This is a genomic window from Microvirga pakistanensis (assembly GCF_004458765.1).
Classification (GTDB): domain Bacteria; phylum Pseudomonadota; class Alphaproteobacteria; order Rhizobiales; family Beijerinckiaceae; genus Microvirga; species Microvirga pakistanensis.
Genome location: NZ_SPJX01000652.1, coordinates 173,699 through 199,467 on the forward strand (window position 1 = coordinate 173,699; position 25,769 = coordinate 199,467).

At 63.9% G+C, this 25,769-nt stretch carries 24 protein-coding genes, 1 tRNA gene and 2 pseudogenes; 13 read left to right on the forward strand and 14 right to left on the reverse strand.

Annotated elements, in window-relative coordinates; translation table 11 throughout:
• The first annotated feature begins 217 nt into the window (after nucleotides 1-217).
• From E4K09_RS25585 to E4K09_RS25610, 6 genes are all read left to right on the forward strand, one after another.
• Nucleotides 218-1,084 (forward strand): DUF3108 domain-containing protein, encoded by an 867-nt coding sequence (locus E4K09_RS25585; RefSeq protein ID WP_134500452.1) that lies wholly within the window; start codon nucleotides 218-220, stop codon nucleotides 1,082-1,084.
• 203 nt (nucleotides 1,085-1,287) lie between these two features.
• On the forward strand, nucleotides 1,288-4,404 hold the full coding sequence (locus tag E4K09_RS25590; protein WP_134500543.1) for a helicase-related protein: 3,117 nt from the start codon (nucleotides 1,288-1,290) through the stop codon (nucleotides 4,402-4,404).
• Nucleotides 4,405-4,413: 9 nt separating this feature from the next.
• On the forward strand, nucleotides 4,414-4,716 hold the full coding sequence (locus tag E4K09_RS25595; RefSeq protein WP_134500453.1) for an RNA-binding S4 domain-containing protein: 303 nt from the start codon (nucleotides 4,414-4,416) through the stop codon (nucleotides 4,714-4,716).
• 53 nt (nucleotides 4,717-4,769) lie between these two features.
• Complete coding sequence (gene fdxA, locus E4K09_RS25600) at nucleotides 4,770-5,108, forward strand: ferredoxin FdxA (RefSeq protein ID WP_134500454.1); 339 nt, start codon at nucleotides 4,770-4,772, stop codon at nucleotides 5,106-5,108.
• 439 nt (nucleotides 5,109-5,547) lie between these two features.
• Nucleotides 5,548-6,132: a CarD family transcriptional regulator gene (locus E4K09_RS25605; RefSeq protein WP_134500455.1), complete on the forward strand. Its 585-nt coding sequence runs from the start codon at nucleotides 5,548-5,550 to the stop codon at nucleotides 6,130-6,132.
• A gap of 163 nt (nucleotides 6,133-6,295) precedes the next feature.
• Nucleotides 6,296-7,168 (forward strand): RNA polymerase factor sigma-32, encoded by an 873-nt coding sequence (locus E4K09_RS25610; protein WP_134500456.1) that lies wholly within the window; start codon nucleotides 6,296-6,298, stop codon nucleotides 7,166-7,168.
• A 169-nt stretch (nucleotides 7,169-7,337) separates the two neighbouring features.
• Here the strand turns inward: E4K09_RS25610 and E4K09_RS25615 are convergent, their stop codons facing one another.
• From E4K09_RS25615 to E4K09_RS25630, 5 genes are all read right to left on the reverse strand, one after another.
• Nucleotides 7,338-8,759, reverse strand: a complete 1,422-nt coding sequence (locus E4K09_RS25615; protein WP_134500457.1) for a M48 family metalloprotease — start codon at nucleotides 8,757-8,759, stop codon at nucleotides 7,338-7,340.
• Between the two features lie 6 nt (nucleotides 8,760-8,765).
• Nucleotides 8,766-9,599: a thermonuclease family protein gene (locus E4K09_RS25620; protein WP_134500458.1), complete on the reverse strand. Its 834-nt coding sequence runs from the start codon at nucleotides 9,597-9,599 to the stop codon at nucleotides 8,766-8,768.
• A gap of 69 nt (nucleotides 9,600-9,668) precedes the next feature.
• Nucleotides 9,669-9,890, reverse strand: coding sequence for a hypothetical protein (locus E4K09_RS25625; RefSeq protein ID WP_134500459.1), 222 nt, complete (start codon nucleotides 9,888-9,890; stop codon nucleotides 9,669-9,671).
• On the reverse strand, nucleotides 9,887-10,033 hold the full coding sequence (locus tag E4K09_RS29500) for a hypothetical protein (protein WP_160883845.1): 147 nt from the start codon (nucleotides 10,031-10,033) through the stop codon (nucleotides 9,887-9,889). Before E4K09_RS29500 ends, E4K09_RS25625 begins: the two co-directional genes overlap by 4 nt.
• Nucleotides 10,034-10,164: 131 nt before the next feature.
• Nucleotides 10,165-10,377, reverse strand: a complete 213-nt coding sequence (locus tag E4K09_RS25630; RefSeq protein ID WP_134500460.1) for a sugar phosphorylase — start codon at nucleotides 10,375-10,377, stop codon at nucleotides 10,165-10,167.
• 222 nt (nucleotides 10,378-10,599) lie between these two features.
• On the opposite strand from E4K09_RS25630, the gene E4K09_RS25635 reads away from it, so the two are divergent.
• A tRNA-Arg gene (locus E4K09_RS25635) sits at nucleotides 10,600-10,676 on the forward strand.
• Nucleotides 10,677-11,123: 447 nt separating this feature from the next.
• Here E4K09_RS25635 and E4K09_RS25640 read toward each other — a convergent pair.
• Nucleotides 11,124-12,143 carry a hypothetical protein gene (locus E4K09_RS25640; RefSeq protein ID WP_134500461.1) on the reverse strand — a complete coding sequence of 340 codons (1,020 nt, stop codon included), beginning with the start codon at nucleotides 12,141-12,143 and terminating at the stop codon, nucleotides 11,124-11,126.
• Between the two features lie 14 nt (nucleotides 12,144-12,157).
• On the reverse strand, nucleotides 12,158-13,531 hold the full coding sequence (locus E4K09_RS25645; RefSeq protein WP_134500544.1) for an MBOAT family O-acyltransferase: 1,374 nt from the start codon (nucleotides 13,529-13,531) through the stop codon (nucleotides 12,158-12,160).
• Between the two features lie 810 nt (nucleotides 13,532-14,341).
• Between E4K09_RS25645 and groES the strand changes: the two genes are divergently transcribed.
• Both groES and groL read left to right on the forward strand, forming a co-directional pair.
• Nucleotides 14,342-14,656 carry a co-chaperone GroES gene (gene groES / locus E4K09_RS25655; RefSeq protein WP_134500462.1) on the forward strand — a complete coding sequence of 105 codons (315 nt, stop codon included), beginning with the start codon at nucleotides 14,342-14,344 and terminating at the stop codon, nucleotides 14,654-14,656.
• Nucleotides 14,657-14,701: 45 nt separating this feature from the next.
• Nucleotides 14,702-16,348 (forward strand): chaperonin GroEL, encoded by a 1,647-nt coding sequence (groL, locus tag E4K09_RS25660; protein ID WP_134500463.1) that lies wholly within the window; start codon nucleotides 14,702-14,704, stop codon nucleotides 16,346-16,348.
• Nucleotides 16,349-16,571: 223 nt separating this feature from the next.
• Here groL and E4K09_RS29505 read toward each other — a convergent pair whose 3' ends face one another.
• From E4K09_RS29505 to E4K09_RS25690, 6 genes are all read right to left on the reverse strand, one after another.
• Nucleotides 16,572-16,721 carry a hypothetical protein gene (locus tag E4K09_RS29505; protein ID WP_166802520.1) on the reverse strand — a complete coding sequence of 50 codons (150 nt, stop codon included), beginning with the start codon at nucleotides 16,719-16,721 and terminating at the stop codon, nucleotides 16,572-16,574.
• 724 nt (nucleotides 16,722-17,445) lie between these two features.
• Nucleotides 17,446-19,707 (reverse strand): PAS domain-containing sensor histidine kinase, encoded by a 2,262-nt coding sequence (locus tag E4K09_RS25670; protein WP_134500465.1) that lies wholly within the window; start codon nucleotides 19,705-19,707, stop codon nucleotides 17,446-17,448.
• A gap of 232 nt (nucleotides 19,708-19,939) precedes the next feature.
• Nucleotides 19,940-20,863, reverse strand: coding sequence for an energy transducer TonB family protein (locus E4K09_RS25675; protein WP_134500466.1), 924 nt, complete (start codon nucleotides 20,861-20,863; stop codon nucleotides 19,940-19,942).
• A gap of 15 nt (nucleotides 20,864-20,878) precedes the next feature.
• Nucleotides 20,879-21,322 (reverse strand): ExbD/TolR family protein, encoded by a 444-nt coding sequence (locus E4K09_RS25680; RefSeq protein WP_134500467.1) that lies wholly within the window; start codon nucleotides 21,320-21,322, stop codon nucleotides 20,879-20,881.
• Nucleotides 21,322-22,008 (reverse strand): MotA/TolQ/ExbB proton channel family protein, encoded by a 687-nt coding sequence (locus E4K09_RS25685; RefSeq protein ID WP_134500468.1) that lies wholly within the window; start codon nucleotides 22,006-22,008, stop codon nucleotides 21,322-21,324. The genes E4K09_RS25680 and E4K09_RS25685 overlap by 1 nt, the downstream gene beginning before the upstream one ends.
• 9 nt (nucleotides 22,009-22,017) lie before the next feature.
• Nucleotides 22,018-22,482, reverse strand: coding sequence for a Tat pathway signal protein (locus tag E4K09_RS25690; protein ID WP_244610685.1), 465 nt, complete (start codon nucleotides 22,480-22,482; stop codon nucleotides 22,018-22,020).
• Between the two features lie 481 nt (nucleotides 22,483-22,963).
• Here E4K09_RS25690 and E4K09_RS25695 point away from each other — a divergent pair, with 481 nt between their 5' ends.
• Both E4K09_RS25695 and E4K09_RS25700 read left to right on the forward strand, forming a co-directional pair.
• Nucleotides 22,964-23,365, forward strand: coding sequence for a hypothetical protein (locus E4K09_RS25695; RefSeq protein WP_134500469.1), 402 nt, complete (start codon nucleotides 22,964-22,966; stop codon nucleotides 23,363-23,365).
• A gap of 136 nt (nucleotides 23,366-23,501) precedes the next feature.
• Entirely contained in the window at nucleotides 23,502-23,783 is a 282-nt protein-coding gene (locus E4K09_RS25700) for a DUF2218 domain-containing protein (protein ID WP_134500470.1), read from the forward strand.
• 98 nt (nucleotides 23,784-23,881) lie between these two features.
• Here E4K09_RS25700 and E4K09_RS30510 read toward each other — a convergent pair.
• A pseudogene (locus E4K09_RS30510) lies at nucleotides 23,882-24,088 on the reverse strand (VOC family protein); the annotation flags it as partial.
• A 47-nt stretch (nucleotides 24,089-24,135) separates the two neighbouring features.
• Here E4K09_RS30510 and E4K09_RS25710 point away from each other — a divergent pair.
• Nucleotides 24,136-24,324, forward strand: a pseudogene (locus E4K09_RS25710) (tripartite tricarboxylate transporter substrate binding protein); the annotation flags it as partial.
• A gap of 205 nt (nucleotides 24,325-24,529) precedes the next feature.
• Nucleotides 24,530-25,705: an ABC transporter substrate-binding protein gene (locus E4K09_RS25715; RefSeq protein ID WP_134500472.1), complete on the forward strand. Its 1,176-nt coding sequence runs from the start codon at nucleotides 24,530-24,532 to the stop codon at nucleotides 25,703-25,705.
• Nucleotides 25,706-25,769 lie beyond the last annotated feature (64 nt).

Here is a 25,769-nt window from a genome sequence, read left to right on the forward strand (position 1 = left end):
GTCAAAGGGGTCGCGGCTTCGATTTCGCGGGTTTGCCTCAACGCAGATCCCACGCGGCCGGACACCAGAAGTCCTTGGAAGGTGCAGGGCTATAGGCCGAAAACCCGCCCCGCGTCAAGAATAGTGCGACAGCGCAACTCGTTTTTTTGGGCCGTCATGGTCATCATTTATTCGGAATCTCATGCGATGCAACGGAATAGAATCACGGGATAGCCCCATGCGCCTCACGGCTTCAGCCCTTTTAGCCTTCGCCCTGACCGGATTCGCCCCCCAGGTCCAGGCTCAGCCTGCCCAGACCCTCACGGTGAACTACAACCTCTCCCTGGCAGGCCTGCCATTGGGGAAGGCTGACCTTTCCTCGACCTTCAACGGCCCGAAATACGAGATGCAGGGCAGCGTGAAGCTCTCCGGGCTCGTGAAGATGATCACCGGCGGCAAGGGGGCGGGCACGGCCTCCGGGACGATCGCAGGGTCTCAGCCTCAGTCGCAGGCCTTTGCCGTCAATACGAAATCCTCCGGCACGCAGCGCACCGTGCGCATGGCGCTCGACGACGGCAACGTGGCCGATGTCGAGATCGAGCCTCCCCTCGAGCCCAAGGAGGACCGGGTGCCCGTGAAGGCCGCCGACAAGAAGGGGGTCATCGATCCCTTGAGCGCCCTCATCATGCCCGCCGTGGCGTCAAAAAGCCTCACCGACGCGGCGAACTGCAACCGCACCATCCCGGTCTTCGATGGGGCCACACGCCAGAACATCGTGCTCTCCTACGCCGAGACCAAGACCATCCAGGTGCCGGGTTACTCGGGGCCCGTCCTCGTCTGCAATGCCCGCTGGGTGCCGATCTCCGGCCATCGTCCACAGCGCTCCACCATCAAGTTCATGCAGGAGAACAAGGACATGAACGTGTGGCTGGCGCCCGTGGAGGGTCCCCGCGTGCTCTTCCCGATCAAGGTTGCCGTGCGCACGACGATCGGCATGGGCGAGCTCGAGGCCGCCAGCTGGTCGGTCGAGGGCGGCGGCACGACCACGGCGGCGAGGCGCGGGGCCAAGGGACGAGAGCCCATCAAGGCCGGGGCCGGTCAATAAGCCCTCAAAATCCCTGGAGAATTCCTTGGAGAATCCTTGAAAGGCCGGTAGCGAAACCGGCCTGAAGCCCCATATTAAGAGGAAGCCTGCCGCCGGACGTTCGGGCCAGGCCTGTTTTGTGAGAAGGCTGCCTGCATCTCGCGATGCGGGAGCGTCTCGTCCTCTCACCCGGGATCGTATCCGACATTACCCCGCACCAAGGCATGGTCCGCCGTTCTCTCCCCCCGCAAGTGCGCGCGCGCGGCGTCACCGCCGTGCTCGGCCCCACCAATACCGGCAAGACCCATCTCGCCATCGAGCGCATGCTCGGTCACGACAGCGGGATGATCGGCCTGCCGCTGCGGCTCCTCGCGCGCGAGGTCTATCAGAGGGTCGTCGAGAAGGCGGGCCCGCACAATGTCGCCCTGATCACCGGCGAGGAGAAGATCAAGCCGGACCGGCCCCGCTACTGGATCTCCACCGTGGAAGCCATGCCGCGCGACATCGATGCGGCGTTCGTGGCGATCGACGAGGTCCAGCTCGCCTCCGACCTCGACCGGGGCCATGTGTTCACGGACCGGCTTCTCAACCAGCGCGGGCGCGAGGAGACGATGCTGATCGGCTCCTCGACCATGCGTCCGCTCATCGAGGCCCTGATTCCCGGCGTGCACGTGGTCACGCGGCCGCGTCTCTCGAAGCTCACTTTCGCGGGGGAAAAGAAGGTTTCGCGCCTGCCCCGCCGCTCGGCCATCGTGGCCTTCTCGGCCGAGGAGGTCTACGGCATCGCCGAGCTCATCCGCCGCCAGAGCGGCGGCGCGGCGGTCGTCCTGGGCGCGCTCTCGCCCCGCACCCGCAACGCGCAGGTCGAGCTCTATCAGAACGGGGACGTGGATTACCTGATCGCCACGGACGCCATCGGCATGGGCCTCAACCTCGATGTGGACCATGTGGCCTTCGCGTCCGACAAGAAATTCGACGGGTTCCGTTTCCGCAAGCTCTACAATCCGGAGCTCGCCCAGATCGCGGGCCGCGCGGGCCGCTACATGCGCGACGGCACCTTCGGGTCCACCGGGCGCTGCCCGCCCTTCGATGCGGAAACGGTGGAGGCGTTGGAAAATCACACCTTCGATCCCGTCCGCATCCTGCAATGGCGCAACCCGGATCTCGATTTCTCGTCCCTGGCGCGCCTGCGCGATTCCCTCGGCCGGCAACCCAGGGAGCACGGCCTCGTGCGCGCCCCCATGGGCGAGGACGTGGCGGCCCTGGAAGTGCTGGCCCGGGATGACGACATCCAGGCCTTCGCCCGCACGAAACACGCGGTCGAGCGGCTCTGGCAGATCTGCCAAGTGCCTGATTATCGGAAGGTTTCACCCCAGACCCATGCGGATCTCGTCGGCCAGCTCTATCGCTTCCTCATGAAGGAGGGGGCGGTTCCGGCAGATTGGTTCGCCCGCCATTTGTCGGCCTCGGACCGGACGGATGGCGACATCGACACCCTGTCCAACCGCATCGCTCAGGTGCGGACTTGGTCTTTCGTCGCAAACCGTCCCGACTGGTTGAAGGACCCGGAGCATTGGCAGGGTGTTGCGCGTCAGGTAGAGGACAAGCTATCGGATGCGCTTCATGAACGTCTCGCCCAACGATTCATCGATCGGCGGACGAGCGTTCTCATGCGGCGCTTGAGAGAGAACACGATGCTCGAAGCGGAAATTACGACCACCGGCGACGTCACCGTCGAGGGGCAACATATCGGCCACCTGCATGGCTTCCATTTCGTGCCTGACCCCCAGGCCGACACCACGGAGGCCAAGACCCTGCGCAATGCGGCCAGCAAGGCCCTGGCCGGGGAGATCGAGGCGCGGGCTGACCGGTTCGCCGAAACGCCCGACACCACGCTGGTGCTGTCCAACGACGGCACGATCCGCTGGATGGGCGATCCCGTGGCGAAGCTGGAGCCCGGCGACAAGCTGTTCGAGCCGCGCGTGCGCATTCTGTCGGACGAGCACCTCACCGGGCCGGCCCGCGACAAGGTGGACAACCGCCTGCGCGCCTGGCTCAAGGCCTATGTGGTGCGTCTGCTCGGCCCGGTGATGGACCTCGAGACGAATGCGGAGCTGACGGGCCTCGCCCGGGGCATCGCCTTCCAGATCGGCGAGGCGCTCGGCGTGCTGGAGCGCGCGAAGGTTCTCAACGAGGTTCGCAGCCTGGACCAGGATGCCCGTGCGGCACTCCGCAAGGCGGGCGTGCGCTTCGGGGCCTACCACCTTTATCTTCCCGCCCTTCTGAAGCCTGCCCCGCGCGTCCTCGCGACGCAGCTCTGGGCGCTCCAGAACGGCGGTCTCGACCAGAAGGGCATCGACGAGATCGCCCATCTCGCCCAATCCGGCCGCACCTCGATCCCGGTCGATCCTGAGATCGCCGCAGGCCTCTACCGTGCCGCGGGCTTCCGCGTCTGCGGCGGCCGCGCCGTGCGTGTGGACATCCTGGAGCGTCTGGCCGACCTGATCCGCCCGGCCATCGCCTATCGGCCCGGGATCACCCCCGGCGAACCGCCGGCCGGGGCCGCCGACGGCGAAGGTTTCGTGCCGACCGTAGCCATGACCTCCCTGGTCGGCTGCGCGGGCGAGGATTTCGCCACGATCCTGAAATCGCTCGGCTACGTGATGGAGCGCCGGCCCGGCCCGGCCATCACCGTGCCTCTCGCGGCGGCTCCTCAGGCCGCCGAGGCCGAGGCCGCTCCTGCCTCGGCCGTCGCGGAGGCTCCGGCCGAGGCCCAGACCCTGGCGGAGGAAACCGGCGCGGTGGCCGTGGAAGCCCCCGAGGCCGCCGTTGCGCCCGAGACCGTGGAGGCCAGCGCCGCCGAGGCCGTGGCTTCGCCCGAAGGCCAGGCCATGGCTCCCGCCGGGGGTGCGGCCGAAGCTCCTGTCGAAGCTCCTGCCGAAGCTCCTGCCGAAGCTCCTGCCGAGACCCCCCCGGAGAACCCTGCCGAGCCTGAAACGATCGAGGTCTGGCGTCAGCACCGCCGTCACCACGAGGGTGGCCACGCCCGTCAGGGCCGCGAAGCGCGCGGCAACCGGAACGAGCGCGGGGAGCGTCGTCCCCGTCCCGGCGAGGGCAAGGGCGAGCGCCCGCGCCGCGAGGCTCAAGGAGAAGGGGGGCGTCCGCAGAACCGTCCCCCGCGGGGACCTCGCCCGGACGATCGTCGTGGTCCGCGTCCCGACAAGCGCGCGGACAACCGCCGCGACGGCGGTCAGGAGCGGCGCGAGAAACAGCCCGACCCGAACTCGCCCTTCGCCAAGCTCATGGCCCTCAAGGCTCAGCTTGAAGACAGCAAGAAGTGAGACGGCTCCATGCGTGAGGACCGGCAGCGGCTCGACAAGTGGCTCTGGTTCGCACGTTTCGCCAAAACCCGGACGCTGGCCGCCAAGCTCGTGACGAGCGGCTTCGTCCGGGTCAACGGCCAGCGCACCGACAACGCCGCCAAAGCGTTGTCGGTCGGCGATGTGGTCACCATCGCTCTGGCCCGCACGACCCTCGTGGTGCGGGTGGAGAGCCTCGGCGAACGCCGGGGACCTGCGCCGGAAGCAAGGCAGCTCTACGTCGATCTCAACCAGCACGACGGGGCGCTTGTCAGCGAAGGCGACAACAGCTAGAGCGGCGGCAGCCTCGCACTTTCTTATCGGAAGAGACCCTCAAAGGACCGGTCATGACCTACGTCGTCACTGAAAATTGCATCAAGTGCAAATACATGGACTGCGTCGAGGTATGTCCGGTGGATTGCTTCTACGAGGGCGAGAACATGCTCGTCATCCACCCGGACGAGTGCATCGATTGCGGCGTCTGCGAGCCGGAATGCCCCGCCGAGGCGATCAAGCCCGATGCGGAGCCGGGCCTGGAGCAGTGGCTGAAGCTCAATGCCGACATGGCCAAGAGCTGGCCCAACATCACGCAGAAGAAGGACGCCCCGGCCGACGCCAAGGAGTTCGACGGTGTCGCGGGCAAGTTCGAGCAGTATTTCTCGCCCAATCCCGGCGAGGGCGACTGAGCTCCGGTTCGTCCGGTCCGCACCTTCCCGCGCGAGCGGCTCACGGAAAGCCGGGCGGTATCCTTACGTTGCGACACGTCCGGAGCCCGGTCATGAACCGGGCCGGTTTACGCTACGCTTTGAAATATTTTTGCTTTTCGGGCCGGACTGTGATAGGGTCTGTGAATGCCGTCGCTTGCGCTCAAGCCGTGCACCGTCTCCTGCAGGTCGCCGGTTCACACACTGAAGCATGATGCACAAAGCCCGACCGAAGGGAGCCAATCCTGCCTTGGGTCCGGGATGAGCGTGTTCTAGCTGCTGGCTTACATCAGGGAGTCGAGCGGAATAGTCAAGTTCCGTCTTAACTCATCTCATTCCTGTTCCCCTGGGTCCCTGCTCAGTGGAACCACCGCTCCCATGCCTCGACGGGCAGGGGGCCATGCAAGGAGGCCTCTCTCGCATGACAACCGCCAAGAAGTCCACTCAGCGCCTGGGTTTCAAGTCCGGCGAAGCCATTGTCTATCCCGCTCACGGCGTCGGCCGCATCACGGCCATCGAAGAGCAGGAAATCGCCGGCTTCAAGCTGGAGCTTTACGTGGTCTCCTTCGATAAGGACAAGATGGTCCTGCGGGTCCCGACCGGGAAAGCGGCCAGCGTCGGCATGCGAAAGCTCGCCGAACCGGCCCTGATTCAAAAGGCTCTGGACGTTCTGACGGGTCGTGCCCGCGTGAAGCGCACCATGTGGTCGCGCCGCGCCCAGGAGTACGAAGCCAAGATCAATTCGGGCGATCTCATCTCCGTCACCGAGGTCGTGCGTGACCTGTACCGCTCCGAGGCTCAGCCCGAGCAATCCTACAGCGAGCGCCAGCTTTATGAATCCGCCCTCGACCGGGTCGTGCGCGAGATCGCCGCTGTGAACAAGATCACGGATACGGAAGCCCTCAAGCTCATCGAGCAGAGCCTTGCCAAGTCGCCGCGCCGCGTCAAGGGCGCCGAGGCCGACGGCGAGGCCGACGGCGACGACATGCAGGAAGAGGCCGCATAACGGCAGCGGATCCTGAACCCACAAGAAGCCTGGCCTCGTGCCAGGCTTTTTTATTGGTCCGGACCTTGTTTTCGGAGAGCTGGAATCTATTTCGCAAAACTTAGCCGTTGGACGTGAACTTTTTCCCGCTTCGCTCGTTGTGTCTCTGCCAAGGGAGGACACAATGGGAGAAATCTCAGGCGTTCGTCGTCGTTTCGTTCGCGCCGCCATGAATGCGCCTTTTCTCGAACGGGAGGAGGAGCATGCGCTTGCCGTGCGCTGGAAGGAACACGGCGACGAAACGGCTCTTCACCAATTGACGGCTGCCCACATGCGCCTCGTGATCGCGCTGGCGGCCCGTTTCCGTCATTATGGCCTGCCGATGGCGGATCTCGTCCAGGAAGGACATGTCGGCCTTCTCGAGGCTGCGGCGCGGTTCGAGCCGGAGCGGGAAGTCCGCTTCTCGACCTACGCCACCTGGTGGATCCGTGCCTCGGTGCAGGACTACATCCTTCGCAACTGGTCAATTGTCCGTGGTGGAACAAGTTCCGCTCAGAAGGCTCTTTTCTTCAACCTGCGCCGGTTGCGCGCCCGCCTGACCCGTGGCGGCGAGGAGCGCATCTCATCCGACGTGCATGAGAAGATCGCCGAAGCGATCGGCGTCTCCAAGGCCGATGTGGCCCTGATGGATGCCCGCCTTTCGGCCCCCGACACATCCCTCAACGCACCGGTTCTCGATGCCGATCCGTCCAATTCCGCCGAGCGCGTGGAATTTCTCGTGGATTCGAGCCCGCTGCCGGACGAGAGCGTGAGCGACGTCATCGACACCGAACGCCGCGTGCGCTGGCTCAAGCAGGCGCTCGAAGTGCTCAACGAACGGGAGCTGCGAATCCTGCAGGCGCGTCGTCTCGACGACGAGCAGGTCACCCTCGAATTCCTTGGCGACCGCCTGGGGATCTCGAAGGAGCGCGTCCGCCAGATCGAGAACCGGGCCCTGGAAAAGCTCAAACGGGCACTGATCGACAAATATCCTCAGGCCTCGGGCGCTTTCGTCTGAGGACGTCGAAACTCTCAAAGCGGATCAGGCGGGCCGATCTCAGGCCCGCCTGATTGCGTTTGGGCTCTGAGGGTTACTGCGCCCTCATTCCGAGGGCTGCCTCATGCTTCGCGGTCCCGAGCCGGTCGCTCCCCGGAGCAAGTCCGCCTGGTCTTAAGGGGGGCTTCCACTACTCGACGACGATCTTGTAGCGCTCACCCGGTTTCAAGGGAGCCGTGCGGTCAAGGCCATTGAGCAGCAGGAATCGCTCGAGCGGGCGGTCGACAGGCATGCGGGAGGCGAGCGACTGCGCCGTATCACCGCGCTGCGCCGTCACGATCTGGACCTTCAGCGGACGAATGCGGCGAGCCTCCTCGCGCTGCACCTGGCGTACGCTGCCGAGGGTCTGCTGGAATATGGTCTCCAGGTCCGGACCGCCGCTGCGGGCCGCCAGGATCAGGCGATAGGTGGTATTGCCGATGCGAATGGCCGAGAGACGGAAGGTCCATTCCTTGCCGTTGGACAGGCCGGTCACCACAGGAAGGTCGTTGACGGTCGTCGTGACCAGGCTGCCCGGCTCGATGGTGTCGGTCCAGGTGGACCGCAACACCTCCTCCAGGCTCTGCCCGGCCGGAGTATCGGCCGCATCGAACAGCAGCCGGCGCTCGCCATCGGCCGAGGAGCCGAGAACGGCCTGTGAGGTATTCTCCAGGGTGAAACCCTCCGGCGCCTCGAACGCGACCCCCAGGCGGGCATGGATGAAGCGGCGGCCCTTCACGACACCGTCGCTCGGGTCGTCTCCGTAGGCGAGCCCGTCGAGGGCGGTCAGGTATTCGAGACGCCCGGTTTCGCCCATGCCCCGGGGACCGGCACGGCGGGCGGCCTGGAGAGCTTTCGCGATGCGCTCGGCGGTGCTGGGGTGGGAGGCGACCCGGTCGGTCGTTCCGCCGGTGCTGGCCGCGGAGCGGCCCAAGGCCGTGAGGAAGCGCGGCGCGCCATAAGGGTCGAAGCCGGCGCGGGCCAGCACCGTGATGCCGGTCTGATCCGCCTCCAGCTCCTGCGAGCGGGAGAAGCTCGCGAGCGTCGACCGGGCCTGGTCCTGCACCACCGCGGCCTCCCGGGAATCGTTCAGGACGTTCTCGGCCACGCGCTCGATCAGCTCCGAGCGCGCCTGCAGCTCGCTGCGCTGCGACGCATGGCGGAGGGTGACATGGGCGATCTCATGCGAGAGGACGGCCGCGACTTCCGAGGTGTCGTTCGCCAGGGCCAGCAGGCCGCGCGTCACGTAAAGGTGGCCGTTCGGGAGGGCGAAGGCGTTCACCACGGGGGAGTTGAGGATGGTCACCTGATAGGCCTCGTCCGGCCGGTCGGTGGCCATGACGAGCCGGTTCACCGCATCGGTCAAAAGCCGCTGAAGCTGGGGGGCACGGCCCTCGCCGCCGAAGGCCGAGACCAGGCGGATATGGTCGCGGTCCCGATCCGGCCCGAGCACGCGCGGCGCGTTGGCCGGCAGGGAGCCGTTTCCGCCGAGGCCCGAGCAGGCCGAGACCAGGCCCGCGATCATCAGGCCGGCGGCGATCCGGATCTTACCTGTGTGACGTCTCTCGCGCATGCTTGCTCATCGGGCCAAGCGTTTATCTTCATCTCTGCTGCCCTGAAGACCTTCGCCTTCAAGACGCTCGATCATCTCCGGTAAATCAACGGCAAGGGCGGTGCCCTGCCAAGACTGCAAAATGCCCCGGGCCCGCAGGGCTCGGCCTGTCAGCGAAGCCGCCGAAAAGCCTCTCCCGGCCATCTGCATCCAGGTTTTCCGCGGGATGATGATTGTGAAGTCTTCTGCCCAGTGCCCCCCGAAATTCAAATAGGTTCTCTGCTTGCGTTCACCGACGCTGCGCACCCGCCCCTCGACGATGACGAAGCTGCCGACACGCTCCTTCAAGCGCTCAGTTTGATCGGCAAGGATGGGGTTATAGCGGCCATCGGCCCAAAGACCAAGCCGTCGCTCGCGGGCCGTCTCCTCGAGAGCGAGCAATTCAGGCTGGCAGAAGACCGGATCGGCTCCGGGGTCGACAAATGCGAGGCCGGCCTCGACGAGGCCGTGGGCGAGATCGAGCCTCTGGGAAGGGCCGCCTGCCTGGGCAGGACCGAGGCGGGCCCGCAGGGGGCGACGATCCCAGCGGTCTCGATCGCCCTGGATGGAGACGACAAGCGGCTCGCCGACCCGGAGCTTGAGCCAGTCCAGAGCCTGCTGCCTGTGGTGGGAATCGTCCGGGAGCCTGATGCCCGCCAGCCGGGCCAGCCGCTCCGACCCGAGCACGAGATCACCCTCGGCCGTGATGCCGGCCAGTCGGTCCTGACGGGCCTCATCCTTGCAGGCAGGCGGGGATTCCCGCGCCGCCACGGGTCCGACCGTGAGCATCACCCAAAGGCCTGCCGCAGCTCCGATCCGCATATCCGGTCCCACATGAGGCCGAGGATCATACAAGGACCGTCAGCTGCGGCTAGGCTTCGGGATGCAACTCTAGTGCTTTTCCTGTGCAGGGCTGTGCTTCTGCGGTTTGTGTCCGCTCTGGCCCGGCTCGTTGTGCTTGTTGTGCTCGCGGGTTTCCTGATGGCTCGCGCCGCCCCGGCGTCCGATGTCGGGCGCGCCGGAGGCGTTGGTGTGGGCCTGATCATCCTGGCCGTCCCGATGACCGGCCACGCGGGTCTCGTTCGGGTTGCTGCGGTTGCCGGTGCTGCTCATGATTTCTTCTCTTGCTGGCGCTTCTGGGCGCCGTTGCCGTCCTTGCCCTGCTGATGTTGCGTGCCGCGGGTGTTGGAGCCGCCATGTCCTTCCTGCGGGATGCCTTCCGGATTGGTCCGGGAGCCGGGAATGTTCTTGGTCATTGCGAAGATCCTGATCGTTCTTTGCCTGCGAGGGATGTCCCGCCCAGCGCCCGTGGCGTGTGGAGCGGGGGCCTGCCAGGTCAATCGATCGCGCCACCAATGGTTTCAGGCTCGGCAGGAGGCTTTTGGCCTCACCAGCGGATCACGACGACCGTCTGGCTGCCGTTGCCCAATTCGACGGCCTCCAATCCCTCTGATCGCTTGTTCTGCGGCTTGGCGTTCTCGACGATTTCGAATTCCTCCACGTGGGTGGCAAAAGCCTCGTCCACCTCCGCGACGCAGAGCAGGGTGTCGGGAGGGAGCTTCTCAACCTTCTTGAGAAAATCGCGCAGGGTCTGAGCCATGGAATGCCTCCGGTTGCCCTCAGCCAACCGGTTGAAGCGCGGCGGGTTCCTTTGCCGCTTCCCGGGCGCAAGCCCCGCCTTCGCAGGTCCGCGGCAGGACGAGGAACGGGGTCGATCCGGCTCGCCGGCTGGTGCTCAATGCTGCGCCCGGGCCTGATGCCAAGCATTCTGCCGAGAGGGTCTGGCCGCTGCGGGATGACCGTGCTATCTCATGTCGCGTGCGGTCCCGTAGCTCAGCAGGACAGAGCAGCGGTTTCCTAAACCGAAGGTCGGAAGTTCGAGTCTTCCCGGGATCGCCAGTATTTCAGCGCCGCCAGAGTGCCCGTGGTTACCTCCCGGTGACAGGCATCGGTGTGAAACAAAATAGCCGATAAGAGTTTGCCTCGTAATGCTTAGCTTGCCCTGGACCGGGTGGATCCGCGGGCGCTACTGGGCACGGGATACCCCACGCTGCCGCGCCATGGCCCCGCGGACGCCGCTGCGGCACATCCTAGTCCCTACTATAACTCCGTGGCCCCACGCCAGCCCGGCGGCACCTCCGCGCCCGCGTATATGGCCATGGCACCGCGGTTCCTGGTAGTTCCATGACGGGGCGTACGGACAGTACGCTCGTACGATAAGGCTTGATGCTGCATTGATAAGATGCGGTATGCTGATCTGAATCCAGGACCATGAAAGAGCTAATGCACGGCTTGGCGCGCAAAGAATTGAGCACCATACAAGGGTTTGGCAAAAGCAAAGACACCTTAATTGATCCGGTCTACGCCCGCGCTCCTTTGCACTTTCTGTAAAGCCGCTGCTATTTCCTGCTCGAGGGCCCGAGCGATTGGATGAAGATAGTGGATATGGTCAATGAACAGATCTGGCCCAGTCATCCCACGACGATCATTCCACCAGTCGACCACCGCAGTGTTTGGTCGCCGCGACGCGAGCTCGACAAAGCGCCTCCGGCAGGCTTGCTCGGAAACGTAGCGTGGAGTCTTCGGCCGGGGCTGCTTCGCCGTAAACACGGGCGGGAACACCAACACGACGGAAACATCTGCAGGCAGCATTCTCAGCTTCTGCTCCAGCACATCGGCGGCCGGAAACGATTTTGTTAAGCCACCCACCTGATCGTCTGAACGTGTATGGAGCTTTTCCATCCTTCGAGGGTCGGCCATCTGCGCAGCATAGAGCGGCTCGTAGTCCCAGTAGCCGTCGGCCGCCGACTGGGCCTTGGCCGTACGAGTGAGGCCCAGGCGCCGCCCTGCTTGCTCAACGCTGCTGACGCTGATCAACCCTGAGAGATACTCCAGCGGTGATTTGCTGAATCGCCAAAAGGGGAATGGATTCTGTCCGGGCTTCTCCGGGTCGCGGGTGCACCAGGTGTCTCGGTCGATCGAGAACACCAACGCCTTGGTGGTGCTGCCATGATGCCTCATGAACCAATCGAGGACAGTGAGTTGCTCCGGTACATGGCTGCCGGCAACAGCGAGTTGCGCAAATGGGATTCCAGTCATTGCCGTCAGTTGGGAGGGCATCACAAGCGCAATGGTGGAATTGCCGATCACAGCGCCTGTGAAATTCGGATTGCGCCCGACACTGGCTGTCGCATTGAGTTCCTTTTGTCCCCGCAGTTGCGATGCTCCGGAAAGCGGCGAGCGCCCTGTGTCGTAGGGATCAATTAGGTAGAGAGCGACCAACAGCGCTGAGAGAGAGCCGAACGCCGAGCACACCACCCAAAGTGCGAAGCGTGTCCAGGAATGGTGCTGGGCTGGGGCAGACATGGAGACTCAGTCCTTCAGAACTGGAAGTAAATGAATTCGATGTTGGCGGCATCGCCAATGTGAAACAGGATTGCAACGAGAGCCGCGGCAACGCCTACGGCAATTGGGCGCCAAGGCGGAACAGCCCGAACGGCCGCCCAAGCGGTGGGGCCGAGACAGGCAATGGCCGCTGCCACCGCAATCAGCTGCCACTTGAACCCGTTGCCCAACGGCACAAGTCCAATCAGACCCTCATAGATCCGCAGGGCCGCATCGAAGCTAGGGGCACGGAACAACACCCAGGTGAAAATGACAAACAACAGTGTTAAAGCCCAGCCGGCCGGATCAGGCATCCGCAGTCCTGCTCGCCGCCACAGCACACCAGCGCCAAGCCCGATCCCGTGTGCTACACCCCACGCAACGAAGGTAAGGCCCGCGCCATGCCACAGGCCGCCGAGCGCCATCGTGATGAACAGTGCTCCCACCTGAACGGCAAGACCGTTTCGGCTTCCTCCCAGCGGAATGTAGAGATAATCCCGCAAAAATCGGGACAGTGTCATGTGCCAGCGCCGCCAGAAATCCTGCAGGGACGTAGCGGTGTAGGGTTTGTCGAAGTTCTGCGGCAGGACGATTCCAAGCATCAGCGCAATGCCAAGCGCCATGTCGGTGTAGCCTGAGAAATCGAAGTAAATCTGGAACGTGAAGCCGAGCGTCGCCTGCCACGCCTCGGCAACTGTGACGATGCCGCCTGTCGCAGCCTGCTCGAAGACGGGATTCACGTACTCCGCCAGTGGGTCGCTGATGAACACCTTCTTTGCGAGGCCAACGGTCAGCAACATCAGTCCCCTGGCAAACCGCTCCGCTGCATCGGGTCGCTTGTAAGGCCGCTCATCAAGCTGGTGCATGATCTCACTCCAGCGGACGAGTGGACCAGCCAGCACTTGAGGGAAGAAGGCGATGTAGAGCGCGTAGCGCATCAGATCATAGCACGGCGCCCGCCCAGCTTTCAGGTCAACCAGGTACATCACGTGGTGAAAAGTGAAGAACGAGATGCCCAGCGGCAAGGCCACGTCCCATTTGGGTGCTGCAACCCCGGGAATGAGGACTGCCAGTCCCGCGAAAAAATTGAAATACTTGAACACTCCGAGCAGCAGGAGGTTTGCGGCTAAGGCCAAGGTAATCAGCAGCTCGCGCCGGGTCTGCAGGAAAGCTTGAGCGACGAGCCAGTTCACGAGGATGGAAGCGGCGAGCAAGGGGGCGAACCGCCAGTCCCAGTAGCCATAGAACAGGAAGGACAGAACGAGCAGGAGCGGCAGCCGGTACTCCGGACGAAAGCGTTCGACGAGCCAATGCAGGGCGAGTGCAACCGGTAAGAAGACAAGCAGGAACGCAAAAGAGTTGAACAGCATGTGCTCGAAGAGGCTTTGAGGATGAACCGAGGTCGAAGCTGTCAAGATTGACTCTCGAACGGTGAGCTTCTCTCACTTACAGCTTATCTTGCGTCAAGAGCCGGAACAGTCGTCGACTGCTAGCGCTCTCAATTTTCCGTAGATGGACTGGATGACTAAATGCCACGCCGGCTAGGTGACGTCACCTTCGCGCTGGAATCGGCCTCGGCAGCCGATCATGCCCGAGGACAAGATGCGAGACGCGCTTTCTTGCCTTCCGTCGGCCAACCGCGACTAGCAGCTGCCACTTAATCTCGGGAGGTGCGACCTGTGCTTACTCGGAGAAAGCAGCTTTGATTCGACCTAGGCCTTCGTTCGTGAGTGGGTCGATCCTGAGAAGATTGTACCCTCCAGGCGAGACACGCTTTGAGAAAACCAGTCGCACATAGCCACCGCTCCGAAGAGGGAGAAAGAACAGGCCATCGGTTTCTCCCGCAAGAAAGCAGCGGAGCCCGACATAGAAGCTTTCCTCGTATCCTTTGATGGCTCGCCGGATAATTGGGTGGATCACAAGAGTTGTCCGCTTGCTCTCGCAGATCTCTTCAACGGCATCGAAACTCAACACTGCTGAACCCCATTTTTGAACGGCCAAGTGGCCTCACGGGTTCAACGCGGCTCATAAGAATACGGTTCAGCTTCTCTTGAAAGATGAGCTTGCCTGAACCGTAGCATCAAGTTATTAACTCGTGTTAGCACTCCTATGCGTCGAGTGCTAATCGTGCTGCTCGGCGCAGACGAGTGCCTCCCATTCAAGAATAAGGAGGCTCACCCATGAAGTTCCGTCCGCTGCACGACCGCGTCGTCGTCCGCCGCATCGAGGCCGAAGAGAAGACGGCCGGCGGCATCATCATCCCGGACACCGCCAAGGAAAAGCCGCAAGAGGGCGAAGTCATCGCCGTCGGCCCGGGCGCCCGTGATGAGAGCGGCAAGATCGCTGCTCTCGATGTGAAGGCCGGCGACCGCGTTCTGTTCGGCAAGTGGTCCGGCACCGAGGTGCGGATCGATGGTCAGGACCTCCTGATCATGAAGGAATCCGACATCATGGGCGTGATTGAGCAGTCTGCTGAAGCGCAGAAGGCCGCTTAAAACAGCCAAGCCCCGACCAGATAAGAACCAACAGGAGTTCAGCTCATGGCTGCCAAAGACGTAAAGTTTTCCTCTGATGCTCGCGATCGCATGCTGCGCGGCGTCGACATTCTTGCCAATGCCGTAAAGGTCACACTGGGTCCCAAGGGCCGCAATGTGGTGCTGGAAAAGTCCTTCGGTGCTCCGCGCATCACCAAGGACGGCGTCACCGTCGCCAAGGAAATCGAACTCTCCGACAAGTTCGAGAACATGGGCGCCCAGATGGTGCGCGAAGTCGCCTCGAAGGCGAGCGATGTGGCGGGTGACGGCACCACCACCGCGACCGTTCTCGCCCAGGCCATCGTCCGCGAGGGCGCCAAGGCGGTGGCCGCCGGCATGAACCCCATGGACCTCAAGCGTGGGATCGATCTCGCTGTTGCCGAAGCCGTCAAGGACATCCAGGCCCGAGCCAAGAAGGTCGCCTCGTCGGAAGAGATCGCCCAGGTCGGCACGATTTCCGCCAACGGCGACAAGGACATCGGCGAGATGATTGCTCAGGCGATGCAGAAGGTCGGCAACGAGGGCGTGATCACGGTCGAGGAGGCCAAGACCGCCGAGACCGAACTCGATGTCGTGGAAGGCATGCAGTTCGACCGCGGCTATCTCTCGCCGTACTTCATCACGAACGCCGAGAAGATGATCGCGGAGCTCGAGGACCCCTACATCCTCATCCACGAGAAGAAGCTCTCCTCCTTGCAGTCGCTGCTGCCGATCCTTGAGGCTGTCGTTCAGACCAGCAAGCCGCTGCTGATTGTGGCTGAGGACATTGAGGGCGAGGCTCTGGCCACCCTCGTGGTGAACAAGCTGCGCGGCGGCCTCAAGATCGCGGCCGTGAAGGCGCCGGGCTTCGGCGACCGCCGCAAGGCCATGCTGGAGGACATCGCCGTTCTCACCGCCGGCCAGACGATCTCCGAAGACCTCGGCATCAAGCTCGAGAACGTCTCGCTTCCGATGCTCGGCCGCGCCAAGCGCGTTCGCATCGAGAAGGAGAACACCACGATCATCGACGGCGCCGGCCAGAAGGAAGACATCGAGGCTCGTGTTGCTCAGATCAAGGCGCAGATCGAGGAGACCACCTCGGACTACGACCGCGAGAAGCTCCAGGAGCGCCTCGCCAAGCTCGCAGGCGGCGTCGCGGTGATCCGCGTCGGCGGCGCGACCGAGGTCGAGGTGAAGGAGAAGAAGGACCGCGTCGACGATGCCATGCATGCCACCCGCGCTGCGGTGGAAGAAGGCATCGTTCCCGGCGGCGGCACGGCTCTGCTGCGCGCCAAAGCTGCGGTCGCCAAGCTCACCAGCGACAACCCGGACGTGAAGTCCGGTATCAACATCGTGCTGCGCGCCCTTGAGGCTCCGATCCGCCAGATCGCCGAGAATGCTGGCGTCGAGGGCTCCACGGTTGTTGGCAAGATCAACGACAACACCTCGTCGGATACCTTCGGCTTCAATGCTCAGACGGAAGAGTTCGTGGATCTGCTCCAGGCCGGTATCGTCGATCCGGCGAAGGTCGTCCGCACGGCTCTCCAAAATGCGGCGTCAGTCGCTGGTCTGCTGGTCACCACCGAGGCCATGGTGGCCGAGGCTCCGAAGAAGGAATCTGCTCCGGCGATGCCGGGCGGCGGCATGGGCGGCATGGGCGGCATGGACTTCTAAGCCCTTCCTTAACGCCAATAATAATGAGGGCCGCCCATTGGGCGGCCTTTTCTTTCAAGGTTAAGTGAAGTTGGAAAAGTTGCTCTTGGTGCGGCCTTGCGAGACGAAGGGACCACCCTTTACCTTCATAACCCGATGGAGCTCTTATCGCCGATCACGGCCTTGCTGCTCCATAACATCACCTGCTGAGACAAACGAGAGTATGGTCACACGAAAGGTACGCCTAGAAGAATTCGTCATTGACCGGGCTCCTGCCTCCGGCCAACAGGTTGAAGCCCTGGCTGAAGATCACGTGGGGACATACATCCTGCCGTTCCGGTGTGAATACGCCGATGGGGCGTGGCGAAATGCGGAAACAGGCGAGACGGTTCATGCCCATGTCCAGGGCTGGCGCGAGCCTCGGCCTCGGCGCCAGAAGGATATGAGGCTGCCCAAAGGACTACGATGATCCTAAGGGCTTCAGATGCGGCATCCGCTGCGCACGGATCCAACTTACATATCTTGGGCGAGCCCGCTGGCTGAGAGACCGACACACCACCCTTTATTCCAGAGGCGATCAGGGTTTCTTTAAGTGCATCAACGTTCCCTTGTGAGTCGGCAGGTGTTACCCTCGTCGACCAGACCAGGAGAAGCAGAGATGGCAAAGGGCGAACAGCGCGGAAACCGCGAAGCCAAAAAACCGAAGGCAGCAAAGCCGAAGACCATTGCCGCAGCGCCTTCTACAAAGGGATCAGTGAACCCGAGCACGGGATCCAAGAAGTAGCGGCTCACTGGGCCTGCCCGGGGGATCTTTGGCTTTTGCCCAGCACGTGACTTTCGTGTTGCTCTCAAGGTATTCGGCGAATTCCCAGCCTCGCGGTTACTCCGCGCTTGCAGTTTTCTGCCTGCACAGGCTTACACGCGGCATTGCTATGTTTCACGCCATTTCACGAGTATCTAATCGGCCGGGGCCTGACCGGGGCGTTGCAACTTAGCGTAATCACGTCGAGGCCCATCAACTAGCGTCAATTGTGGCAACGTAACGAATCGTCGATTCCTAAACCGGAGGTCGGAAGTTCGAGTCTTCCCGGGATCGCCAATATTTCAGGCCGTTCTTTTCACGAGGGCTTGGGATTTGTCCTCAATGGGAAATCGATGCTGCAGACCACGCCCGTCGGTTCGTAGCAAAGCAGAACCTTGCCGTCCAACTCGCGGGCCAAGCCGCGCTCGAGGAGGCGGGTTCCGAATCCTTTCCCCTTGCAGAGCGGAGGCGAGACGGGGGGGCCTCCGAGCTCCTCCCAGCGGATCGCAAGGGACGGCTTGTCGCCTGACGGACGCTCGGCCCATGTGATGCGCACGCATCCTCCAGGTCTGCTCAGGGCCCCATGCTTGACGGCATTGGTGCTGAGCTCGTGAAAGGCCATGGAGAGGCTGAGAGCGGTTTGAGGCGGCAGGCGGATATCCGTTCCGGAGATGATGAAGGGATCATTGCCGACCACCCTTCCCCGGTAGGGGGCGATCGCCTGCCTGAGGATGTCCAGAAGGCTGACGCTCTCCCAGTTCTCCCGTGTCAGCACGTCATGGGCTCGGGCCAGCGCGAAAATGCGTTCTTCGAACGCGCCCTTTGCCGCGAGAGCCGTGCCCTCGTCCGACAATTGAACGTCGCGGAGGCTTTGGGCCGCGAGCGACTGGACCGTCGCCAGGGTGTTCTTCACCCGATGGTTCAGTTCGTTGATCAGCAGGCGCAAATGCTCCTCGGCCCGGGTTCGCTCGGTAACGTCGTAGAACGTGCTCATGGCCAGAGTGTCGTTGCCGATGCCCTCGATGGGGGCCGAATTGACCACCAGGTTCACGATTCGACCGTCTGGGCGATGGTAGATCACCTCGTCCCGGTCGACCACGTCTCCGCGCAGAATGGCCCGCGTGATGGATTCTTGCTCGTCATAGGCGGCGGCTCCGTTGCGGCGAACCGCTCCGAACCCGGCATCGGCCTCGTCCCCCATGAACGTGGTCTTCGGCCCGAGCAGGTCCACCGACATCGCGTTCTGGAAAAGGATGTCTCCGGTTGGAATCCTCGCCAGGGTCACACCGACGGGCATGCGCTCCAGCAGCATCCTGAGACGTTCTTCGCTTGCCCTCACGGCATCCTCGGCGCGCCGACGGTCAGTCACATCGATCTGCACCCCGTCCCAGATAACTTCGTTTTCTGATGATAGGCGCGGAGCCCAGATAAGCCGATTCCACCGGACTTCGCCGCTTTGCGCATGCCGAAGGGCGATTTCGACATCGAATGGCTCGAGATTGCGAAGAGCCTCTACCTCTGCCGATGCGATCAGAGGGATGTATTCAGGTAGAACCAGTTTGTAGAGAAGAGTCGGATCCTTCAGGACATCTTCAGATGGGACGCCGTTCACGCGCAGGCAGCTGCGCGAGACATATACGAACTTGCGTTCGGAACCGTCCCGAGAACTCACGATCTGGTAGATCATGGTCAGCGGGATGTTGTCGGCCACGGCCATCAGCCTTGCTTCGCTTTCGCGAAGGGCATGCTCCACCGTCTTGCGATCGGTGATGTCCAGGAGCACGCCGATCATCCGGATCGGCAGCCCCTGTTCGAACAGGATCTCCGCCCGCAGGAGGAACCACCGCCAGACACCATCCCCGCAGCGGAAGCGGAACTCGGCCTCGAAGCGCCGTTCGCCGCGGGAAAGCGCCGTCTGGGCGGCCGCATGGAGGTGCTCGTAATCGTCAGGGTGGTAGCGGTCCCGAAGTTCGTCCGTGGTGAGGTTCCGGTCCGGGCGGAAACCCAGCAGCACCTTGAGTTCCGGTGACGGATGGAGAATTCCCGTTCCGATGTCGTGTTCCCAAACGGCGAGGCGGCCCGCATTGAGGGCCAGACGCAGCCGCGCCTCGCTCGTGCGCAAGGCCTCTTCGGTGCGACGCTGGTCGGTCTTGTCCCTGAACTGGACCCCGAGGCCGTCCGCGTATCGAAACAGGTGGACTTCGCAGATCCTGTCCGGGCTCCGCACCGGCGCCGTCTCGAACGTTGCGGGCAGGCCCGATTCCATGGCCTCCTCGTAGCGGGCCCTGCCATCGGCTGCCGGAGTCCAGGGGAAAGCGTCCCAGACGGCTCTTCCCAGCATCGCTTCCCGCGGCTGACCGTGAAACGTCTCGGCGGCTCGGTTGATGTAGGTATAGCGCCAGTTCCGGTCGAGGGTGCAGAAGGCGTCCTCCATCCCTTCGAGGATGTCGGCCAAGCGCTCCTCGGCCGAGCGCTCGGCCGTTCCCGGTCCGGCAACCGTCCCATATACCCTGGGCGATGCCCGCAGAGCGTCCTCCACGTTCTTCTCCTCCGCGCGCTTGTGGGAACTCAAACTCACCTGCCGATCCTAAAAACCGTTGCCGCTCAAACGACGAAACAGGGCGGGACCGGAGGTCCGAGGCCACTCCGGGTCATTCTGAACTCTTTTGATATATCGATGCAAGACTTATCGACGGGCCCCGCAAGCCGCTGGCCCGGACCGGATTGAGGCTGTCCGGACCCGTGAGGGCTCGATGGCCATCCATCCCGCCCGGGCGTCGCGTGCCGCGCCGGGCAGGTCCGCCCCTCCGTCAGCGCAGGCTGAAGCGCAGGGGCACGGAGAAGGTGAATTGCTGCTGCGGCAGGGCGTCCGGAGCGGCCGGAAGCGACGAGCCCGGACGAGCCGCCGCCAGGGCGGCGCTGTCGAGCATCGGGTGGCCGGCGCTGCGAACGACGGTGGCGCTGATGATCTGCCCGGAGCGGTCCATGGAGAAGCGCACGGTCGCGATGCCGGAGACGCCTTGGCTGCGCGCCTGCTCGGGATAACGGAGGCGGTTGCGGAGGGCCGCCGCGAGGCTCGCCGCATAGCGGTTGAGCACGTTCGGATCCGCCGATGCGGCCGACCCTTGCGTGTTCTCGCGCGACGACGAAGCCTGCCCCTGGCGGGCGGCGGCGGGAGGAGGGCTGCGTTCGGCCGTCACGCGGCGCGGCGTGGGGGCGGGCTTGGGGGCAGGCTTGGGGGCAGGCTTGGGGGCAGGCTTGCGCTCAGCCACCTTGGGAGGCGGCGGCTTCACGGGTTTCGGCGCGGGCTGCTCCTCCAGAGGCTGGGCGACCACCACTTCGGACGGGGCCAGGGCCGGCACGGCTTCGGGCGCGATGGCCTCCTCGACGGGCACGGCTTCCACTTCGGTGGCCTCCGACATCTCCGGAGGCGGTTCTTCGACCGGCTCTTCGGCGGGCAGGGCCTCCGTGACAGGGGGCGCCGGCGGCTGCATCTCGGCCTCGACCGGCGGAATGTCGGGCGCCGAGACTTCGGCGGGCGCGACCGACTCGATATTCTCCATGGCCGGAGCGAGATCGATGGTGACTTCCTGCTCGCCGGGCGGTTGGACGGCCTGGTCCGACCGCCAGAGAGTGACCGCCAGCAGCGCGCCGGCATGGAGGGCGAGCGCCGTCAGGAACGCCATCCCGACGCGGCGCGGCTCCTGCAGGGATCCTGTACTCTGAGCGAACATGCGAACGGCTGCCGTTTAGGGACGCGACCCGCCGGGCGCCTGCGCGATCAGGGACACCTTGCTGAAGCCTGCGGCGTTGATCTGGCCTATGATCTCGACGATGCGCCCGTAAGCGACGGCCTTGTCCCCCCGCACCAGAACCACCTGGGAGGGATCCGCGCTCGCGAGCTCCCGAAGGCGCGGCATGAGGGCTTCGGGCGCGAGCGGCTCCTTGTCGAGGAACGGCTGACCCTGCTGGTCGATGGTGACGACGACCGGCTGCTTCGGCTGGGCGACCTTCGGGGCCGCGGTCTTCGGCAGCTGCACGGGAACGCCGACCGTCATGAGGGGCGCCGCGACCATGAAGATGATGAGCAGCACGAGCATCACGTCGACCATCGGCGTGACGTTGATGTCCGACAGAGGGCTTGCGCCGAACTCGTCGTCGGAATCCGTCGTGCGGAGCGGTCCCATGCCCATTATTCGGCGGCCTCCGACCGGATGTGAGGCTTGCGGTCGCGGGCCAGGCGGTCGCCGAGCGCGGTGATCCCCGCCGCGAAGGATTGCTGAAGGCGGCCGAGGTCGGTGGTGAGCTTGTTGTAGGCGATCACGGCGGGAATGGCCGCCACGAGGCCGATCGCCGTGGCGAACAGCGCTTCCGCAATGCCAGGAGCCACGACCGAGAGGCTGGTGTCCTGGCTCGTCGCGATCGCCGAGAACGAGTTCATGATGCCCCACACGGTGCCGAACAGGCCGATGAACGGAGCGGCCGAGCCGGTGGTGGCGAGAAACGCGAGGCCCACCTGAAGCTGCCGCAGGTCGACGGAGAGCGCCGCGCGCATGGCGCGCTCGATCCGCTCGCGGCGTTCCGCACGAGTCTCGGACGGGTCCTGGTCGCGCCACGCCTCGTAGCCCGCCGCCACGATGCGTCCGCTGGTTCCGGGCATCTGCGGGTCGAGCTTGCCTCCGGCGCGAGCCGCGGTCTCGAAGGCGCGCGCCTGGCGGCGGATGGCCATGAAGCGCAGGAGCTTGTCCAGCATGATGGTCCAGCAGCCCACGGATGCCAGCACGAGCAGGATCATGACCCCTTTGACGATGGGATCCGCCTGCAGAAAGAGGCCCAGGAAGGAAAGATCATGTGTCGGTGCGGCGGCAATCTGGTCCATGGCTGGTCCTCACTTGGCGAAGGAAACGGCGTCGACCTTCGAGGCCGTCTCGATGGCGGCCAGGCACTCCTCCCGCGAAGCGCCGGCGCCTTCGCAGGCCACGACATCGTTGAGCAGAACGCTGCCGATCTGCGGGCAGCTCAGGCCGGGGAAGTCGAAGAGCTTGATGAGCTTCTTGCCGCCCGGCACCGGCCCCACCTCGACCGCCAGACGTTTCGCGGCGACACCGTCCTTGTCGAGCGCGAACAGATCGAGTTTGAGGGAGCGCCACGGCTCCTGCTGTCGATTGTCGATCAGAAAGTAAGTGCGGCAGTTCTCTCCAGCGGCTTCGATCTTGTTCAGCTCGACGCGCACGGACGCCGCGGCTTTCGAAGCCTCCTGGGCGACGGCCATTCCATGGAGGCCGACGATCGCGGCAGCGCAGACCGCGCTTCCGGAGAGCGACTTCACGGCATTCCACCTGTTCCGCAGCATGGTCCCCATCTCCTTGCGCCGGCAGGGCTCCGTGACGCGCGGACAGGCGCGCAGCTTTCGCGCCCTGGACACCAGGGCGCGCACAGATCTCGTCGGCAGATTCGATCAATCACAGGCAGCCTGATCTAACGTCAGGCGGCGACAGTCAGGAGATATCTGAAAGAAACAAAACAGATCAAGGGCTTAGGATTAGATCGGATTGATTCTAAAACATCCTCTACAGCCTTGAGATCGGGGCAGGAATTGCTTCTTTAAAACTGCTTCAAAGTGTTTTTCTTCTCTGATTGCGTCCATCGACAGCCCGAAGACCACGTCCTCTTCCGCCGTCGGCCCCGTTCGGAAGCATTGTGCGAGCGGCATGTGAGAGGTCCGTTCGGCGGATGCGGCGCCGGGAGCGGGTTCCGGAACGCGATCGTCATGTGACGGAGAGCACCTCCCTGAACGGAGAGGTGTATTACAGATCGGTAACCCGACCGTAAGCATGGAGTTGCCCAGGAGCGCCTACGCTCATGATGAAGTGGTCACCCCATGGAGACCTGCGCGTCTCTTCAGGAGATTTGGGGTCTCCGACCGCTCCGAGATCCACGAACAAGCCTGCCGGTCACCCGCCGCGGCATTTCAACATCAATTGATTGCATTTCAGTCGAGTGGAGCATTGCCGATGGTGATGGAACGGAATTCAAGGATCGAAGAGACCCGGCTCCTGATGGCTCGTTCCATCGGCGAGATCAAAGACGCGGTCCGCGCTCTGCGGGAAACCACGCCTGACAGCGTTCTGGCCCAGCTGGCGGAGCAGAAGATCGAAACGATCGAAAAGGGTCGCGATTCGTCGCGAAATCGTTATCGAGAGGACCGGGACACGGCGGCCGCGTGCGAGGACTGAGCCTCTGGAGGGGTCGAGCAGGGACTCGAGGGATTGAGCAGGGACTTGCGCGTCCCTGCTCTTGGATGCAACGAGCGGGAGCGGGCCGCAGATTCCGGCACGCGGGCGGCTGCTCAGGAAACGATCAGGATCGAGAATGCTTTCAACCGAGGCGAGGGTTCCCACGGCGCATGCGAGCCGCTACCTGCAGCAGTTGAGCAAGCACTGGTCGCACAAGTTCGCGGTCGCCTTCGACGAGACGAGCAGCACGATCCCCTTTTCCGAGGACCGCAGGGCCGAACTCACGGCCGAGCCGGATCATCTCCGGATCAGGCTCACCGTACCCGACGAAGAGACCCGTGATCGGATGCGCAAGGTCCTCGAGGACCATCTGAACCGCTTCGCGTTCAGGGAAACGCTCGCCTATGCGTGGACATGACAGGCGCCCAACCGGCGTGCGCCTGCGCGATCGTCCGGAAGGCCGCGCCTGAACGCGGCCATGCGGAGGGGCGGGAGGGGGGTATTCCATCTCGTCCACGGGGGCGTTCCGTATGTGTGGAACGACTCGACCGTCTTCATGCCCCAGGCCTGGCCCTTCTTCCGCTCTTCCTCCGTCCGGACGATCGTCTTCCAATCGGGCGCGAGGATGAGGCGCGCCGGCGTTGCACACCTCGACGCGGTTGCCGCCGGGCTCATACACGTAGAGGAAGAACGTCTGCTGCACCGCGTCTTGTGCGGCCCCGACGGTTTCGAGATCCGGCTATTCCGGGTTCGAGGCGTCCCAGTGGTACGGCATCCTGGTGCAGGCCGGCACGCCGAAACCCGTGATCGAGCGGCTCGGTACCGAGATCAGAACCGCCATGGCGGCCCCCGAAATCGCCGGACGATTGTCTCTTGAAGGCGCTGAAGTCTGGACCAATACTCCGGAGGAGTTCCGGCAGCATATCACCAGGGAAATGGAGCGCTGGGGGATCTCGTGAAGCGAACTGGGATCAAGGTCGAATAGCCCCGGAGAAGCGGAAAGACTTCGGCTTCGAGACCTCCCGGGAGGCGGGTGGAGAACGTGTCCCGCAGGGTCGACGGATCCTGCGCCCGGCTCGCCATCGGTGGCAGACCGCGAGATGCCGCCGGCCTCGCAAGAGTCGAAAGAGAAGGCAGGAAATGCCGAAGAGGGAAGGAAGAACCATGCGACGTAGAACTGTTCTGAGTGCAGCCGGTGCTGCTCTGGCCATCCTGGCTTTCGGGGGCGCGGCATCGGCCCAGGAGGCGATGAAAATCGGCCTGATCCTGCCGATGACCGGTCCATTCGCCTCGACCGGCCGGCAGATCGAAGCCGCCGCCAAACTCTACATGCAGCAGAACGGCGATACGGTCGCCGGCAAGAAGATCCAGCTGATCGTCAAGGACGATACCGGCGTCGCCGACGTCACCAAGCGCCTGGCGCAGGAACTGATCGTCAACGACAAGGTGGGGGTGATCGCGGGATTCGGCCTCACGCCGCTCGCCCTGGCGCCCGCTCCCCTCGCAACCCAGGCGAAGGTGCCCGCCGTCGTCATGGCGGCGGCCACCGCCACGATCACCGAGGCGTCTCCCTATATCGTGCGCACGAGCTTCACGCTGCCGCAGGCCACCGTGCCGATGGCGAACTGGGCGTCCGAGAACGGCATCAAGAAGGTCGTCACGCTGGTCTCCGATTACGGTCCCGGCATCGATGCCGAGAAGGCGTTCTCCGGCGCTTTCTCGGCCAAGGGCGGACAGGTGGAGAGCCTGCGCGTTCCGCTCGCCAACCCCGACTTCTCGCCCTTCCTGCAGAAGGTCGCCGACGCCAAGCCCGATGCGCTCTTCGTGTTCGTCCCCTCGGGCGTCGGCGCGCAGTTCATGAAGCAGTTCGTCGAGCGCGGTCTCGACAAGAGCGGCATCAAGCTCATCGGGCCCGGCGACGTGACCGATGACGACATCCTCAACGGCATGGGCGACGTGGCTCTCGGGGCCATCACGACCCATCATTATTCCGCCGCTCACGACAGCCCGGAGAACAAGGCCTTCGTCGAGGCTTTCAAGAAGGCCAACAACAACATGCGCCCGAACTTCATGGCGCTGGGCGGCTATGACGGCATGCACGTGATCTACGAGGGGCTGAAGAAGTCCAACGGAGCCGGGGGCGAGGCGCTGATCAATGCCATGAAAGGCCTGAGCTGGACGAGCCCGCGCGGCCCGGTCAGCATCGACCCGCAGACCCGCGACATCATCCAGAACATCTATGTGCGCAAGGTCGAGCGGGTAAACGGCGAACTCTACAACGTCGAGTTCGCGACGATCCCGAGCGTCAAGGACCCGGTGAAGGCCGCCAAGTCCAACTGATCGATGAAACCGGTCGAAACGCCGCCCGCAGAGGCGGCGTTTCTATCATTCTTCCGGAGACGCC